The following is a 15,444-nucleotide window of genomic DNA, read 5'->3' as shown; positions in this document are numbered from 1 at the left end:
CAAAGCCCGAGTTTTTTAAATTTAGCCGCGCGGCGAAATTTTATCCGTTTTTATATACGAACATTATATAATTATCAAAATTTTTCCAAGGAGAGAGGATGAAAAAGCTCGCTACGATACTTGCGCTGCTCTGTGCGGCGGCGTTTGCCAAGGAGTATGAGTATATGGTGCAAAGCATGAGCTACGGCTCGCTCGGGCAGCGCAAGGAGAGCACGCATCTAAGCTACGACGCGGCGGCGCGCAAGCTAGAGCAGGTAAGAGATACGAACTCCTCTGACGGATTAGGCTCTAGCTACAAAGAGATCAGCTACTTTGACAAAAAGGGGGATATGGTTAAATTTGAAGTATTTAACCTTGATCTTAAAAGCGGCAAGTGGAAAAAAATAGAAGACTACACGGAAAGCATAAAGGGTAATGTCACGACGCGCGAGAGCAATTCGATAGCAGATGACGGCACGCGCAATGCGAGCAAAACCGTCTCCAGCTACGACGGCAACGCGACGCAGGACGTGCGATATAAGTTTGTAAAGGGCAAATGGCAGAAAGATAGCATGAACAGATCCGTAAAAAACGCGTGGGATAAGGAGGAACTTACGATAAGCTTCAAATGGGACGGCAAGAGCTGGCAGCCCAAAGATAAGACCGAAATTTTCTATGACAGCCTAGGAGAGATGAGCGGATACGTGAGCTACGAGTTTGTAAACGGCGCGTGGCAAAACAGCGAGCGAGAGATGCTTAACGGCGATCGAAACGGTAGCTACGAGCAGATCCGCAGCACTTTCCAAAACGGCGCATGGCAAAACGCGACTATGAGTAAGCACGAGCTTGATGCCGCGAAGGGCGAGGGGATCGTTACGAGCTTCATCTGGAACGACGAGAAGGGCGCATGGGATAATATGAGCAAACAGACCGTTATCAAGAAGGGGGCGGATCTTAATATAACCTCGTATCTGTGGGACGAGCAACTTAAAGAGTGGGTCAAAAGCTACTCAAACGGCGAAATTTACGATAAATCGGGCGAGCGACTGCTCGAGCAAAGCTACGAATCAAATTCCAGCAGCGGCAAATACGTCTATAGCTACGACGAGCACGGCAGCAATACCGCGATGAATATCTACAAGCTTGATGCGAGCGGCAAATGGGTGCAAACGGGGCGCTCGGAGGCTACTTACGATACCCAAATCCCATCAGACAGCGTGGGGCACGGAGCCGCGCTGATGATGTTTGAGATGCCTAGTATCTACGCGATAACGAGCTTTAAGGAATTTAAGCTTACAAACGGCAAGTCCGAGCTCATAACGGAGCAGACGTGGAAATATAAAAAGATAAAGTAGCGTTTGAAGATGCGTCGGTAAAATTTCGCGGCTAAATTTTATCTGCGCGATCTTGCGCGAATGTCGCGGTTAAATTTAGCGGACGTAGCAATATTCGTGCGAGTGCCGGTTTAAAATTTAGCAGGTGCCGGCACACGAGCTTTACAGTTAAATTTAACGGCGCGGATGTTTCGTGTGCCGCGCAAATTTTAAAATTTAAATCCTACATCGCGGCAGGTCCGCACGCAGCGGCGGCAAAAGGAAAGGTTGAAAAATGGTTTTAATTAGAGCGGTAAGGGCGGCTATTTCGGCTTTAATTTCGGCGAGTATCTGTTTTACCGCCGTAGAGGCGCAAGATCACGGCGCGGCGAGCGAGCAAAAACAGACGGCGCAAGGCGGCGGGAGAGATGATCAAACGCCCGCGGACAAGCAAAGTAGCGAAATAAGCGCAACAAAGCATGCAGACGAGCAAGGCGGCGAGGCACAAAATTTTAAAATCAAAAGGCGCTATTTTCGCAGCTGTTCATGCCTACACAAACAAAAATCAAAGGGGCCCGTATATCTTTACGATGAAATTTCGCAAGAGCAGGCCGAAAAATCGGCGAGCTATTTCATCGGCTATTTCAAAGAGGGCAAGCTAAGCCGCTATGAGAAAATTTACAAAGGCGAGAGAGCTTTTTCGAGCGAAGATATAAAGCGATAAACGCAATTTAAAATTTAAATAAAGGAGCGGTCATGAGAGGTGTTTTTAAAATTTTGCCCGAGGATGCGGCAGATTTTACGGCGGCAAATTTAAAGGCGCGAGCGATTATTTCGGCGGGCGTCTTTAGGGCGCTAGCGGCGGTAAATTTGAGGGCGCGGACGGCAGTTTTAGCAAGCTCTATTTTGGCGGCGACATTAGCGCTCGCGGTGCCTGCGGGCGCAACCGAGACGGGCGAGACGCACGAAACGGCATCAAATTTCAAAACGCGAACGGATAAAATTTGCCTGCAAAAGACGAGCTACAAAACAGAGGGCGGCGCCGTGCCGCGCTACGAATATGAAGTGAGCCAAAACTACGACGCTAAAACCCGCCGCCTAGAAAAAATCTACAAAAAGAGCGGCGAAGAGGGATCGTCCGTATCTAAAAGCTTTAGCAAATTTGACGAAAGCGGCGAGCGCGAGATCGAAAATGTCGAATACGACTGGGACGCGGATACAAACAAATTGCGCGAAACTGCGATAAGCAAGCAGGAGATCGCTGCTGACGGCTCAAAAATTTATTTCAGCCTGCAAAGCAAGGACGGCAAGCCGTACGACGGAGAAAAAGTCGTCGAAAAGCGCGAGGGCAAAACGGAAATTTTACAAAATTTCACGCTAAAAAAGGGCAGATGGACGCCGACGCACCTTACAAAAAGGATTGTCGATGAAAACGACAGAAACAATTTCGTAGCGACCTACGAATGGAACGCCAAAGCGAAAAAATGGACTCCGTACGAAAAATCGATATATCACTACAACGGCGACGTTTACGCGGGCTCCGAAGGCTACGCGTGGCGCGGCAAATGGGTACCTCTTACAAAGCATACCGTCTTTACGGCAGCGGACGGGACGCGCAGCGAGATAAATTTTGCGTGGCGCGACGGCGCCTGGCAGCGCGACGAAAAGGCCTTATACAAAATCGAGCCTAAGCATAGGCGCTTTAGTGAGCTAAGATCGCGCTGGGACGCCGCAAAAAACGAGTGGAGGGAGTACTACAAAAACGTGCACGAGGAGACCGAGGAAAGCAGGCCTCTGCGCGAGCAAACCGTGCTCTGGCGCGAGGAGTCGCAGCGCTGGGAGGTCGTGTTTGAAAACGAGTTTAGCTACGACGCGCGCGGCAACGTGATAAAAAATCGCGCAGCTTCCGACGGCAAGCAGTACGAGTATATCTACGGCTACGACGAAGCAGGCAACAACATCTCGATCATCCTGCGCGAGCCTGATGAGAGCGGCAAATGGCGCGAGACGCAAAAGACGCAAAACGTCTTTGAGCGAGATATTTTAGCGCACGACGTCCTGGATCGCGGCTTCATCGGCGACTACATAGCCGCGGGCAAAAACGCGATCAAAAGCAGCAAGCAGTATTTTCTAAAGGACGGCGAGTTTAAGCTAAACGAAACTCGCGAGTGGGTTTACGGCAAATGCGAACCGCAATAAAATTTAGAAAAGCCTCATGAACGAGCCTTATATTGTTAAAATTTCAGATAGCGACGCGATGATGTTCGGCTGCGAAGCGGACGAGCGGGTGCGCGAATTTGCCGCTAAATTTGACGGCCGGGAGTACGAAAGCGAGTTTGAGCGGACCAGCTATCTGCTCGGCACGGACGTTTTTATCGAGGTCGCGAGCGAGGAGAGCTTAAATGAAGGCACCTTACGCGCTCAAATTTTAAACGAAAAGGCTTTGGACGCTGACGGCGGCACGACGTTTTTGAGCCTGCGAGAGTGGGACGGCAAGGAGCACTGGAGAGTTCGCGCGAGCGATGAAATTTTACGCGCCATCAGCGAGGATGAGGACGGCGGTGCGGCGTATCTGCTCCTTGGCCCGCGACATATCGCCGCAGAGGAGCTGCGAGGCGCCTTTGCGGACAAGCCGCCGCAGGAATTTGCGCGCATTATCGAAAGCCTCGAAGCCAAATACGATTGCAAAGACCGAATACTCTGCTACGTCGTTTGTTATTTTACGCCGAAAGGCAAAGAGGGGATGCGAGCGGACTTCGGCGTCTGAATTTAAAGCGCGGCGACAAGCGAAAAGGGAGCCGAAATGATAAAATCCATAAAATTTGGGGGCGAAAGCATTGAGGAGCTGGAGGTTTGGTACTATGCCCCAAAGCACGAATATAGCGCGGCGGAGTTCGCGCAGCAGTGCGGCAAGCTCGTGCGCACGGACTTTGGACTCGCTTCCCTTTACGAGATAAAATTTGAAAAATTCAAGTCCTGCGAGCCCGATGATTTTATGAAAGAGCGTATAGCGGCTGCTTTGAGCGCGGCGGCTCTATCGGACGAGCCGCAAAATTTCGCAATGGGCAGAGAAAACGACTGGGACTGGCAGGAGTGCTCGTTTGAGGCGAGCGGACAACGATTTTTACGCATCTGGGCGACGTCGGCTTGATAAATTTAGCCCCGCTAGCGGGCTTTGAGGCGAAGTGCGAGTTTTTAAAATTTAAAGTTTCAAGCGGCGCATACCATCGCGCCGAAACGCATTTCATCGAGCCTTAAATTTTAAAATTTCGGTCGCAAACTTTCGGATTTTAAAATTTAAACGGCGCTGGGCTTTGAGGTGCAGCGCGAATTTTGCGGCGCGGTAAAATAGCAGCGCAAACGATAAAAAACGGCGCTCGCTAAGTAGAATTTTATAAAAGGTGAATGCGGCTCGCCGTATTTAGGACGCAAAAAGCTTAAACGGGCTTAGGAATTAAATTTCGATCTAAATTTAGGCGAGGCGCCAAAAATTTTAAAATTTAAATGCAAGGAGTGAAAAATGGATGTTTTACAGAGTTTCGGGCGAGAGTATGTGCGACAGGTTAGAGACGGGTCGCTGGCGTGGTTGGACGGGGTCGTAAGCGGTCGGATGAAAGGCGCGCGGTGCGAGCGGCTGTATGCATCGATAGCAGAGTTTTCGCCGCGGCAGAGGGAGGCGCTAAGGACGCTTTGCGCGCATCTTACCGATCACGTCCTGCATGAGACGCTAAGCTTTTTCGAGCAAAGCGAGCGCTGGCGGCTTGCGGACGAGGCGGGCGAAAATCTAGCCGAGCTCTCGGACGGGCTTTGCGGCGAGCTCTACGGCGAGGACGGCTGGATCGAAAGATTTAGTGGCTATCCCGCGAGCCTAAAATAATGCCCTACGGATTTACGTGCCTGAGCGCCCTGCTTTGAGCCAAAATTTATTTGAAGGGAAAATATGAAAAATCTATTTCTAGCCGCGCTTGCGGCATTAGCGCTTAGCGGCTGCGCGGGCTTAAAATGCGGCGCAAAAGACGGGCGAGACGTCGCCGAGATCGACGTGCCCGAAGATGGCTGGACGAGATACCTAGGCACCGACGGCGAGATCAAGGAGGTCGCATTTTTCACGGCGTTTTTCTCCAAGCAGTTCCGCCAGAGCCCAAAAGATGGCGAAAAGATCGGCTTCGTGCTTACCAAAAAGAGCGGCGAACGCATACCGATAAGGCTCGGCAATATGTATAAGGCGGCAGACGGCGCATTTGCGCTCGCGGATCTTGACGCGCAGAGCGACGTATGGGGCGGAGCGGAAGAGCTACGCAGAGCAAAACGGGTGAAATTTTATAAATTTCAAGAAGGCGGCGTCAAAGTGACAGACTATGAGGCGCAAAGAGGGCTTTGCGAGGCATTTTACGCAGGCGAAAAGATACGCGTCAAAAGCGTGCTAAGCCGCCACGCGAGCAAGGCTGGCGAGGCTGGCGGCGAAATTTCCACCGCGCAGACGCAGGGCGAAATATCGCGCGACGCCGTCAAAGCTTTAAACTCGCGGGAAAAACCCTCGCCGCAAGGCTCTAGTAAAAATTTAGCAAACAAAAAGGGCACCGCGCAAAAAACCGATAGCGAGGCGTTAAAACCGGAGGCAGAGGCGCTAAAAAATATCATCTGCTACAGATAAAAACAAAGTCGATTGAAATTTCAGTTTAATGAGTAAAAATTTTGCTAAAATTTTAAATAAAAATATCTTTTCAAGGAGTAAAGTATGAGAAAAAGCGTTTTATTCTTCCTCTTGCCGCTGTTTTTATTCGGCGGCGAAGCGCAAAAGCAGCTGAACGTCTTTGAGCTAACGCCGTCAAAGATGCCGCCGCAGCAGTTTAAGGTCGAAGCGGTCTTTTCGAAAGAGATCAAAGCCGACTGCAACGACGCGTATCTGATCGGCGGCAAAATAAAGCAAAAAGAGGGCTCGGACGGGCTTTATTACGAGTTTAGCGGCGGCGATGAGCTTGCTCAAACGCTGATGCTGTGCGACGGCAAGAAACAAAAGAAGCGGATCTATTACGAGCTCACGCATCCATTCGCCTACGACGGCGGCGAAATTAGAATTTTAGCGCCCAAAGACGTTAAAGTCGAGCTTAAAATTTACGAACTCGTAGAGAGCAAAGAGCCCAAAATCCGCAAGATGAAATAATTTCGCAAGAAATAGGGCGGACCGAGCTTATGCATGGCGGAATTTCCGCCATGCAATAGATCTTTCATCGCGCAATGGTTTTGCGCGTAGGCGAGATAAATTTTACGGCGAAGAATGGAATTTCGGCACCGATGGGTCGTTTGGTTAAAATTTCAGTATAATTTTGCAAAAACAAGGAGAGAGAATGTCAGAGAGAATTTTTGAAAGCCTAAAAGAGCTTTTGACGCAGCAGGGCGCACGCTTCCGCGTAGTAGCTCACGAAAGCGCGGGCACCTCCGCCGAGGTCGCCAAAGCCCGAGGCACGCAGCTGGGACAAGGCGCAAAGGCGCTAGTTTGCACGATCAAGGGCTTTAAGGACGGGCAAATCTCTTTCGCGCAAAATTTAAATTTAGAAAGCGCCGATGACGCGCAAAATCTCGACGCTTCCGCCCTTGCGAGCGCTCAAGGCTGCGAAAACGGCGCCTGCGCGGGAAATTTAGCTTTAACCGCCGATCAAATCTGCGCCAACGCACCGCAGCAGCTGAAGCTTCCTAGCGACAAACCCGCGGGCAGAAACGGCAGGATCTACGTCCTAGCGGTCTTCGCAGCCGATCACAAAACCGATCTAAAGCGCCTGGCAGAGGGGCTCGGCGGCACGAAAGCGTCGCTCGTAAGCCCCGATGAAGTGGGCGATCTCACGGACTGCGTCATCGGCTCGGTGCCACCCTTTAGTTTCCACGACAAACTGCTGCTAATCGCCGATCCGTCGCTGTTCGGACGCTTTGATGAGATCGCTTTCAACGCGGGCTTGCTCGATCACTCGATCATCCTAAACGCACAGGATTACGCGCGCATCGCAGCTCCGCGCATCGTTAGCTTCACCGAAAAGGCTACGGAAGGCGAATAGCAGCGCATCGTCCGTTTCACACAAGAAGAGGACTCGGATTAAATTAGCCCAAAAGCAAGGGTAGAATAGAAAAAGATGGCTAAGGATGGCTGTAAAGCGGCGCTTTGATTTTTGATCTTTTTTCTTCATATTAATAAGGCTTTAAAATTTTCAGTATGATTAGGAGAAAAGGGATCACGACCGAAACAAGGGGGAATGCTATGAAGCAGGTGTGGATATTTTTGCTGTGCCTACTTGCGCTATGCGGCATGGAAAATGCCACAGCCAAGGAAGACGATGCGCCGCGATCGGAGATTTATCAGAGTATGAAAGATATTTACGACGATCTACCGATCGCGCAACTGCCGATTCGCTATCCGGGAGGAATTTCGCCCTTAGCGGCTATCGATAAAAATTTACTTGATAAAAATGAGCTGTTTTCGTTCACAAAGGAGAATTTTTTAATCGACAATCTAAGTGCGTATTGGGAGAGGATCAAAGACATAAGGGCTTGTCGTTTGCCCGAAAAGAGCGCCAAAACAATTCTGCTAAGGCTTTATCTGATGGATTTTCAAGATAGCGAACGCGGGCACGAATATGTTTTTATGTGCCTTTTAAACGACGCATTTCGTATAAGCGATTGTCGCGAAATTTACGCCGATTACGTGCACTGCGGTAAAAGCAAGCCGCCGATGCGCGCCAAGCAGGAGTTCGTCATCGACGCCGATTTACGCTGCACAGTAACAACGCACTACTATACTTTAGATAGCGATAAAGAGCTGCACAGAAATGTCTGCGTGCGCGAAATACAAAACGGCACGATCGTTACTAAGGATTAAAATTCAAGGCGATCTTGCGAGATGTTTTTGGTCGTAAAGCCGTAAATTCATAAGCAGAGCCGCAAACTGAGACGCGAATTTGCTCTATCTATGAGCCCAGCTATTTCAAATCGCGATAAAATAACGCTCAAACCGAGCCTCGAATTCATCATATTGATGAGGCGCTGTTTCGAGCCGCGCCAAAACGGCTCGTAAATCTTTGGTGCACCGTAGCGTCCCACTAAGATGCATCGCCTTACGGAGCATTTTAATGACACGAGCGCTTTATTTGTTTTGGCTTCCTGCGACAAGCTGAATATCAAATCTGAAATTCTTAGTGCACCCCCAAAAACAGCGAGGATAAAACATCCAAATTTTAAAATTTAAAAATTTTTAAAATAAAAGCGTGAGTTTAAAAAGAATTAATCGCGACGATATCGCATCGCCGCGACTAAAGAAGGCATCATCGTGCCCGCGAAGGTATTTATTTCATAGCGCCTTGTTGTTTCATCTGATCCATCATCTGCTTAAATATCTCTTTAGCTTGTTTGCAAGTGGCCTCTTGCTGCTCCTTAGGAAGTGCGCTGATCTGATCCATAGACTGCTTTTTTTGATCCTCGTACATCTTGACCTGCTGCTCTTGACCGGCTTGTTTGTAGGTATCAACCATCTTATCAAGATCTGCGAAGTACTCCTTGCAACTATCTGAAAGATCTGCGGCGCTAAGACTTAGCGCAAAGCCAAAACTAGCCAAAACTAAAAGTGATTTTTTCATTTTTCTCTCCTTGTAAAAAATCAGCGAAAGTATATCATTTCGCTTAGTAAATTTGCCTTAAATTTTAATCAAATACGACCGTTTTTTTAAATTTATAGCGCTTTTGAAATTTTAAAATTTTACTCTCATCGCGATGCTTACATTTTTTAAAATTTAACTCGTCTTTAAATTCTAAATTTCGGCTCGCGGTTTCGCAACTGCCGCCGGTGCTTTTTAAAATTTCGCTTCGCAATTTTTAAGCTGCATGCGAACCGCCTTAAGCTACATGCGGGCAAATTTAAGCCCTGAGCCGCTTTTTTAAAATTTCATTTCGTAATTTCGCTACCGCTGCAAAATCACTTCTCATCAAATCTAATCTGCACCGATTTTTTGTGCGCACCGAGCCCCTCTGCGTCCGCTAACGCCATGCACGCGCCTCCGAGCTCGTCTATGGCGCGCTTATTTAGCGCTATGATCGAGCTTCGTTTGATGAAGTTATAAACCCCCAAAGGCGAGAAAAATCGCGCGCTTCCGCCGGTCGGCAGCGTATGGTTGGGGCCTGCGAGGTAATCACCCATCGCTTCGGGCGTGTAGTGGCCCAAAAATATTGCACCTGCGTGGCGTATGCGCGGAAGCAGCTCGTAGGCGTTTTCGGTCGCGATTTCTAGGTGCTCGACCGCAAGCTCGTTCATCAACTCTACGCACTCGTTCATATCGCGCGCGATGATGATTGCGCCCTTGTTTTGCACGCTGGCGCGAGCGATCGGCTCGCGCGCGAGCGTAGGAAGTTCGCGCTCTATGTGCTCTGCGACGGCAAGAGCAAATTTTTCATCGTCGCTTATCAAAAAGCTGCTTGCGATCTCGTCGTGTTCGGCTTGGCTGAGCAGATCCACGGCGATGTTGCGCGGATTTGCCGCAGCGTTTGCGATGATGCCCACTTCGCTAGGGCCCGCGATCATATCGATATTTACGTCGCCGAACACGAGCTTTTTAGCGGTTGCGACGAAGATATTCCCGGGGCCCGTGATGACATCGACCTTGCCGATCGTGCGCGTGCCGTATGCCATCGCCGCGATCGCGCTTGCGCCGCCCACCTTGTAGGCCTTTTTGATCCCCAGCACATGCATCGCCGCGAGCAGCAGCTCATTTACGGCGCCGCCCACGGCGGGAGTGCAGACGCTGATATCCTCCACGCCCGCGACGATTGCTGGGATCGCGTTCATCAGAAGCGAGCTCGGATACGCTGCCTTGCCCCCCGGGATATATAGCCCCGCGCGATCCACGGGCGTGATCTTTTGCCCGAGCATCGCGCCGCTTGGATCGAAGCTAAACCAGCTTCTCTCAAGCTGTTTTTCATGATAAGCGTAGATGCGCTCGTATGCGATCTGAAGCGCGTTTTTGAGCTCTGCGGTTAAATTTTCATAGGCGCGGCTCATCTGCTCTTGCGTGATAGACAGATCGCCCTGCACGCGCCATCTGTCAAATTTCTCAATCTGTTCAGCTAGCGCCTCATCGCCGCGTGCTCTGATATCTTCGATGATACCGCTTACGACGGGCATTACCGATCTCATATCCGTCTCGCCGCGGCGCACCAGCCTTGCAAACTCCTCTTTGAAATTTGCCTTCGTGCTTTTTAAAATTTTCATTTTTGCTCCTTGTAATGCTTGGAATTTTAACGCTTTTTGCTAAATTTCGCCTTTAAGCTCGCGGCTGTATAAATTTAAAGACCCTTTGGGCCCGCCGATTTTCAAAAGATTAAGCGAAAATGAAATAAAATAGCCGAAATTTTAAATGGAGCGATGTATGAAAAAGATATTTTTAGCGCTGATCGCCACGGCGGCTTTATCGCTAGCAGAAGCCACGGCTTTGCCATCGGCGGAACAAGAAGATCCCGGTATAAGCAGATTACAAAGCGAATGCGATAGCAACAATACCTTAGCATGCGTGAATCTCGCCATGGCATACTATTCAGGGGATGGCGTGAAGCAGGATTATGAGAAAGCAAAAGAGCTAAATTCTAAAGCCTGTAATTTGGGCGATGGCTGGGGTTGCACCACCTTAGGGGCGTCATACGAATACGGCAAGGGCACAGAACAAGATTATAAAAAAGCGACCGAACTATATTCTAAGGCCTGCGACTTAAAAAATAGCATAGCTTGCGGCAATCTGGGTGTTTTATACTACTCAGGCAAAGGGGTAGAGAAAGATTACAAAAAGGCGACTGAACTGCTTTCCAAAGCTTGCGATTTGCAAGAAGGTGACGGATGCTACAATCTCGGGCTTTTATATGCATCTGGCGAAGGCGTAGAACAGAACTACAAAAAAGCAAGCGAGCTATATTCAAAAGCTTGCGATTTGAAACATGGCGAAAGCTGCCACAATCTTGGAGTTTTATACGAAAAAGGAGATGGCGGCGTAAAGCAAGACTACCAAAAAGCAAATCAATTCTATTCTAAGGCCTGCGATTTGGAGATTGCCGAAGGGTGTTATAATCTTGGAGCTTCATATGAAGATGGCAGTGGCGTAAAACAAAATTACAAGAAAGCGTTCGAATTATATTCTAAAGCTTGCAATTTAGGAATGGCCAAAGGATGCTACAATATGGGTGTTTTATATAATTTAGGTAAGGGTGTGAATCAAGATTATAAAAAAGCAAACGAATTATATTCTGAGGCTTGCGACTTGGGATTTGGCGACAGCTGTTATAATCTCGGAGTTTTATATTTCTATGGCAAAGGCGTGGGGCAGGACGCGAATACTGCAAAAAAATATTTAAATAAGGCTTGCGATTTAGGATCTCAAGTCGGTTGTGACGGATATAGAAAGCTAAACGAGCAAGGTTTTTAACCTATCATAAATTTTAAGCCGCTCGTTAAGCCCGCTTTAAATTTACGGCTTAAATTAAAAGTCTAAATTTAAACCATATTATCGCGTGGCAGCGCTAAAAGCGCGTCAAAATGCGCGGACTTAAAATTTAAACCCATTCCGCCGCGGCAGATGCTCCGTAAGCGGTGCGTAAAATTTAGCGAGCCGCCAAATTACGACGACATTCGCGTCAAAATAAAAGGATGCGCTCCGCCGCCGTTGAAATTTCAGATGAGCCGTTAATTCTTTAAGAATTTTAAAATTTTAAGCCCTCTTTTTTGCGGGCTAAAATTTCGAGCGAGCCGTTAAGGGCGAGCCGCTAATTCGTAGCGTTCGCGTCGAACTGCAAAAATTTCCTGATCTCCTCCATCGCCTCTTTGTTTGAGAGCGTAAATTTTATCTCGATACGGCGGCTGGCGTCCTTGTCCTCGACGCCTCTGCGCATCACGGGCTGTGTGTAGCTGCGACCGCTGGCGATGAGATATTTTTGCAGCCGCTCGTCCTTATTCCACGAATTGATGAAATCCATCACGGCAAACGCCCTGTTTTGCGACAGCTCGAGGTTATACAAATACCCGCCGTCGCTATCCGTGTGCCCCTCGATGATGATCTGATCTAAATTTTCACGAATTTCATCATTATTCAAAAGCGCGGCGAAATAGCTCTGCAGCGTCGAGCGGAGCGTCTCTTTGGCGCCCTCTTTTAGCTCACTTGAGCCTTTGTCGAAAAGGATCGACGAGCTTAGCGTCATCGCGCCGCTTTCGTTGTCGATGCGGATCTTGCCGCCCAGCTTCTCCTTCAGATCGGCGATGATCTTGACCTTCATTCCGGTTAGGTTACGGATGCGGTTTTTCGTGACGTTGAGGTCTTGTAAAATTTTATTAAAATCGCTCTCCTTCTTTGTGAGCTGATCGAGCAAAAAGGCGATCTTAAGCTCGTTTTGGCTGATCGTAGCGTTGGCGTCGTCGCGCGCTTTTTGCAGAAGCGAGTTGATGTCTAAATTCTCTTTTTTCAGCCTCTCCGCCATCTCGGTCAGATCTTCGATCTGTATGAAATAGATGGAATTTTGCTTGCGAAGGTCGGTGTTTTCTATATTTAGCTTCTCGAGCTGGTCGCTAAAAATTTTATTCAGCGCTTCAAGCTCGGCGCTTTTTTTCTCCTGGCTTTGCAGGCTTGCTAGCGCGCTTGAAATTTGACTTTCTTTCTCTTGCAGGTTGCTTTGCGTGAGGAAGTATTTGACGATGATGCCGCCTACTAAAAGCACGAAAACAAAAAGTAGTCCCGCCATCAAATCGGCGTACGCGATCCAGAAGGTTTCTTTTTCTTCGTTATTCGTTTTCATCTAAAAGTGCTTTTTCATCGATGCTCGCAAGCGTTTTTCGAAGCTCTTCGATGATACTTTCGTTGCTCGTCCGCGCAGCGCCCTCTCCAGCTAAAAGTGCCTTCAAATCCGCGCTTAGCCCCTTAAAGCTAGCGTCAATTTTAGCGGCGTAAGCATTCTGTGAACTTGAAATTTCGCCCGCAAACCCGCCCAAGGAAGCATTTAGGCTCTTGATTTGAGCGCTTAATGCACTAGTAATGTTAGCCAGCTCGCCTTGCCCGTCCGTTAAAGTTTTAGACTGGCTTAGATACTGCGCGGAAATTCCGTTTTGAATTTCGATTAGGCTTGCAGACACGGACTTGAGCGCAGATAAAATTTGAGCGAAGCTCTTATCTAACTCGCCGTGAGCGAAATTTGTCCTTTGGATCATCTCTCCTGCTTTTTCAAGCTCTTCTTGTGTAATCGCCATACTTCGCTTCTCGGCTTCCATCACGCTTTCAAAAGCGCCGATTTTTTCATCGATTAGTCGGTTTAGTCTTTCGGTAAAATTCGTAGAGCTCATCATCGCAAATGAGCGCGAAATTTCAGAATTAGCGTTTAAAATTTCACTCAGATAGCCCTGTGTTATTTCGTCTTTGTTCCAGAAAAAATTTTTAGTGGAATTTTTGTATTTGATGAGCAGGCGCTCATATTTGCTGATGCCCTTTTTCTCAAAATATATCCACCAAAGCGCTAAGAAAATTCCATAGATCGAGACGTAAAACGCTGTGCCCACGCCGCCTAGAAGCTGCGCGATCTCGGTTTCGAGCCCATCGATATTGCTTGAGGAAAAGTGTGGCATCGAAATCGCAATCGAGATGAAAGTTCCTAAAATTCCAAGCATCGGAAAGACTGCCGACGCGACGGAAGCGTAGTTTTGATTACGCAGCGAGTAGCCGTATTCGTCCACAAAAAGATCAAAGCTGGCATCTGATTTTTTTTTACCGCCGATACTTAAGAGATTGGCGACGATGTAATTCTTTAGCTCGCGCTTGAAGTCATCGATATTATTTTGAAAATTTAAGCAGCCGTATTCTGCATTATGACGAGCTAAAATTAGTGCAATAATGAGCAAAACCGCAAGCATCAGGATCGAGTGCGTTTCTACCTTCAGCCCGATAAGCCCCAAATAGCCCAGCAAAAACACCACAAAAACCGCGATCGGCAGAGCTGCGATCTTAAAAAAAACGCCCGCTAGCGAGCGCTCCTTCGCCTCAGGTAGCGTGATATCGAGCACTTCGTTATTCGGGCGATCCATATTAGTTCCTATTTAGGCAATTTAGATTTTCAAATGCGACCTGCAAGCGCGCCACCATACTCTGCTCGCCCGCTCTCAGCCACTTGCGAGGATCGTAGAATTTTTTATTCGGTTTATCCTCACCTTCCGGATTGCCGATTTGAGCTTGCAAATAGCCGCGATTTTTGGCCTCATAAGCGCGCACGCCGTCCCAAAATGCCCACTGCGTGTCGGTGTCGATATTCATCTTTACCACGCCGTAGCTCACGGCCGTCTTGATGTCGGGGGTCTCGCTGCCGCTACCGCCGTGAAAGACGAAATTTACGGGCTTTTCGGATTGCAGATTAAATTTCTCGCGCACGAATTTTTGCGAATTTTTCAAAATTTCAGGTCTCAGCACAACATTGCCCGGCTTATACACGCCGTGGACGTTGCCAAAGCTCGCCGCGATGCTGAATCTATCGCTGATTTTGCCAAGTCGCTCGTAGGCGAGCGCGACATCTGCAGGCTGGGTGTAAAGCCGAGCATTATCGACGCCGGTATTATCGACACCGTCCTCTTCGCCGCCTGTGACGCCAAGCTCGATCTCAAGCGAAATTCCAAGATCGCTTAAAATTTCCAAATATTTCTCGCAGGTCGCTAAATTTAGCTCCAAATCATCCTCGCTAAGATCGAGCATGTGCGAGCTAAAAAGCGGCACGCCGTGAGCTTTTTTATGAGTGGTATTGGCTTTTATAAGCTCGTCGATCCACGGGAGCAGCTTCCTTGCGGCATGATCGGTATGTAAAATCACCGCAACGCCGTAATGAGCCGCCAGAGCATGCACTTGATGCGCGCCTGCGATAGCGCCTAAAACTGCGGCATTAGGGCAAGTAGCGCCTGCATAAAATGCTGCGCCGCCGTTGCTAAACTGAATAATAACGGGCGAATTTGCGATTTTAGCGCTTTCCAAGACGGCGTTTATGGAATTTGATCCCACTACGTTTACCGCAGGGATCGCAAAGCCCTGCTGCTTCGCATACGCATAGACCTTACTTACGTCATCGCCACTTAAAACGCCCGGTTTTACTATATCTAAAACGCCCATTT

General features: G+C 48.6%; 16 protein-coding genes. 11 read left to right on the top strand and 5 right to left on the bottom strand.

Annotation, left to right across the window (positions count from 1 at the left end):
* Positions 1-98 precede the first annotated feature (98 nt).
* The 10 genes from Q0380_RS10145 to Q0380_RS10100 all read left to right on the top strand — a co-directional run bounded on the left by Q0380_RS10145 (position 99) and on the right by Q0380_RS10100 (position 8,160).
* Positions 99-1,334 carry a hypothetical protein gene (locus Q0380_RS10145; protein ID WP_298963366.1) on the top strand — a complete coding sequence of 412 codons (1,236 nt, stop codon included), beginning with the start codon at positions 99-101 and terminating at the stop codon, positions 1,332-1,334.
* A gap of 253 nt (positions 1,335-1,587) precedes the next feature.
* Positions 1,588-2,016, top strand: a complete 429-nt coding sequence (locus Q0380_RS10140; RefSeq protein WP_298963363.1) for a hypothetical protein — start codon at positions 1,588-1,590, stop codon at positions 2,014-2,016.
* Between the two features lie 32 nt (positions 2,017-2,048).
* On the top strand, positions 2,049-3,491 hold the full coding sequence (locus Q0380_RS10135) for a hypothetical protein (RefSeq protein ID WP_298963360.1): 1,443 nt from the start codon (positions 2,049-2,051) through the stop codon (positions 3,489-3,491).
* 16 nt (positions 3,492-3,507) lie between these two features.
* Positions 3,508-4,059, top strand: a complete 552-nt coding sequence (locus tag Q0380_RS10130) for a hypothetical protein (RefSeq protein WP_298963358.1) — start codon at positions 3,508-3,510, stop codon at positions 4,057-4,059.
* Positions 4,060-4,095: 36 nt separating this feature from the next.
* Positions 4,096-4,443: a hypothetical protein gene (locus Q0380_RS10125; RefSeq protein WP_298963355.1), complete on the top strand. Its 348-nt coding sequence runs from the start codon at positions 4,096-4,098 to the stop codon at positions 4,441-4,443.
* Between the two features lie 369 nt (positions 4,444-4,812).
* The gene (locus tag Q0380_RS10120; RefSeq protein WP_298963351.1) at positions 4,813-5,169 is read left to right on the top strand and encodes a hypothetical protein; all 357 of its coding nucleotides are present in this window, start codon (positions 4,813-4,815) and stop codon (positions 5,167-5,169) included.
* 63 nt (positions 5,170-5,232) lie between these two features.
* Positions 5,233-5,946 (top strand): hypothetical protein, encoded by a 714-nt coding sequence (locus Q0380_RS10115; RefSeq protein WP_298963348.1) that lies wholly within the window; start codon positions 5,233-5,235, stop codon positions 5,944-5,946.
* Positions 5,947-6,030: 84 nt separating this feature from the next.
* Positions 6,031-6,456, top strand: a complete 426-nt coding sequence (locus Q0380_RS10110) for an ecotin family protein (RefSeq protein ID WP_298963345.1) — start codon at positions 6,031-6,033, stop codon at positions 6,454-6,456.
* A 184-nt stretch (positions 6,457-6,640) separates the two neighbouring features.
* Positions 6,641-7,342, top strand: a complete 702-nt coding sequence (locus Q0380_RS10105; protein ID WP_298963342.1) for a YbaK/EbsC family protein — start codon at positions 6,641-6,643, stop codon at positions 7,340-7,342.
* 200 nt (positions 7,343-7,542) lie between these two features.
* Positions 7,543-8,160, top strand: a complete 618-nt coding sequence (locus Q0380_RS10100) for a hypothetical protein (protein ID WP_298963340.1) — start codon at positions 7,543-7,545, stop codon at positions 8,158-8,160.
* 463 nt (positions 8,161-8,623) lie between these two features.
* Here the strand turns inward: Q0380_RS10100 and Q0380_RS10095 are convergent, their stop codons facing one another.
* Positions 8,624-8,914 carry a DUF5339 domain-containing protein gene (locus Q0380_RS10095; protein ID WP_291936556.1) on the bottom strand — a complete coding sequence of 97 codons (291 nt, stop codon included), beginning with the start codon at positions 8,912-8,914 and terminating at the stop codon, positions 8,624-8,626.
* A 335-nt stretch (positions 8,915-9,249) separates the two neighbouring features.
* The gene (hisD, locus tag Q0380_RS10090; protein WP_298963338.1) at positions 9,250-10,539 is read right to left on the bottom strand and encodes a histidinol dehydrogenase; all 1,290 of its coding nucleotides are present in this window, start codon (positions 10,537-10,539) and stop codon (positions 9,250-9,252) included.
* Between the two features lie 157 nt (positions 10,540-10,696).
* Here hisD and Q0380_RS10085 point away from each other — a divergent pair, with 157 nt between their 5' ends.
* Complete coding sequence (locus Q0380_RS10085; RefSeq protein ID WP_298963336.1) at positions 10,697-11,740, top strand: SEL1-like repeat protein; 1,044 nt, start codon at positions 10,697-10,699, stop codon at positions 11,738-11,740.
* Between the two features lie 337 nt (positions 11,741-12,077).
* Here Q0380_RS10085 and Q0380_RS10080 read toward each other — a convergent pair whose 3' ends face one another.
* From Q0380_RS10080 to fbaA, 3 genes are read right to left on the bottom strand one after another with little or no spacing between them, the layout of a single operon-like run.
* Positions 12,078-13,100: an OmpA family protein gene (locus Q0380_RS10080; protein ID WP_298963334.1), complete on the bottom strand. Its 1,023-nt coding sequence runs from the start codon at positions 13,098-13,100 to the stop codon at positions 12,078-12,080.
* Positions 13,087-14,376 (bottom strand): MotA/TolQ/ExbB proton channel family protein, encoded by a 1,290-nt coding sequence (locus Q0380_RS10075; protein WP_298963332.1) that lies wholly within the window; start codon positions 14,374-14,376, stop codon positions 13,087-13,089. Before Q0380_RS10075 ends, Q0380_RS10080 begins: the two co-directional genes overlap by 14 nt.
* 1 nt (position 14,377) lies before the next feature.
* Positions 14,378-15,442: a class II fructose-bisphosphate aldolase gene (fbaA, locus tag Q0380_RS10070; protein WP_298963330.1), complete on the bottom strand. Its 1,065-nt coding sequence runs from the start codon at positions 15,440-15,442 to the stop codon at positions 14,378-14,380.
* Positions 15,443-15,444 lie beyond the last annotated feature (2 nt).

This window comes from uncultured Campylobacter sp., assembly GCF_937959485.1.
In the GTDB taxonomy this organism is placed as follows: Bacteria; Campylobacterota; Campylobacteria; order Campylobacterales; family Campylobacteraceae; genus Campylobacter_B.
Note: the sequence above shows the minus strand (reverse complement) of the source record. Positions and strands in the feature narration are given on the sequence as shown.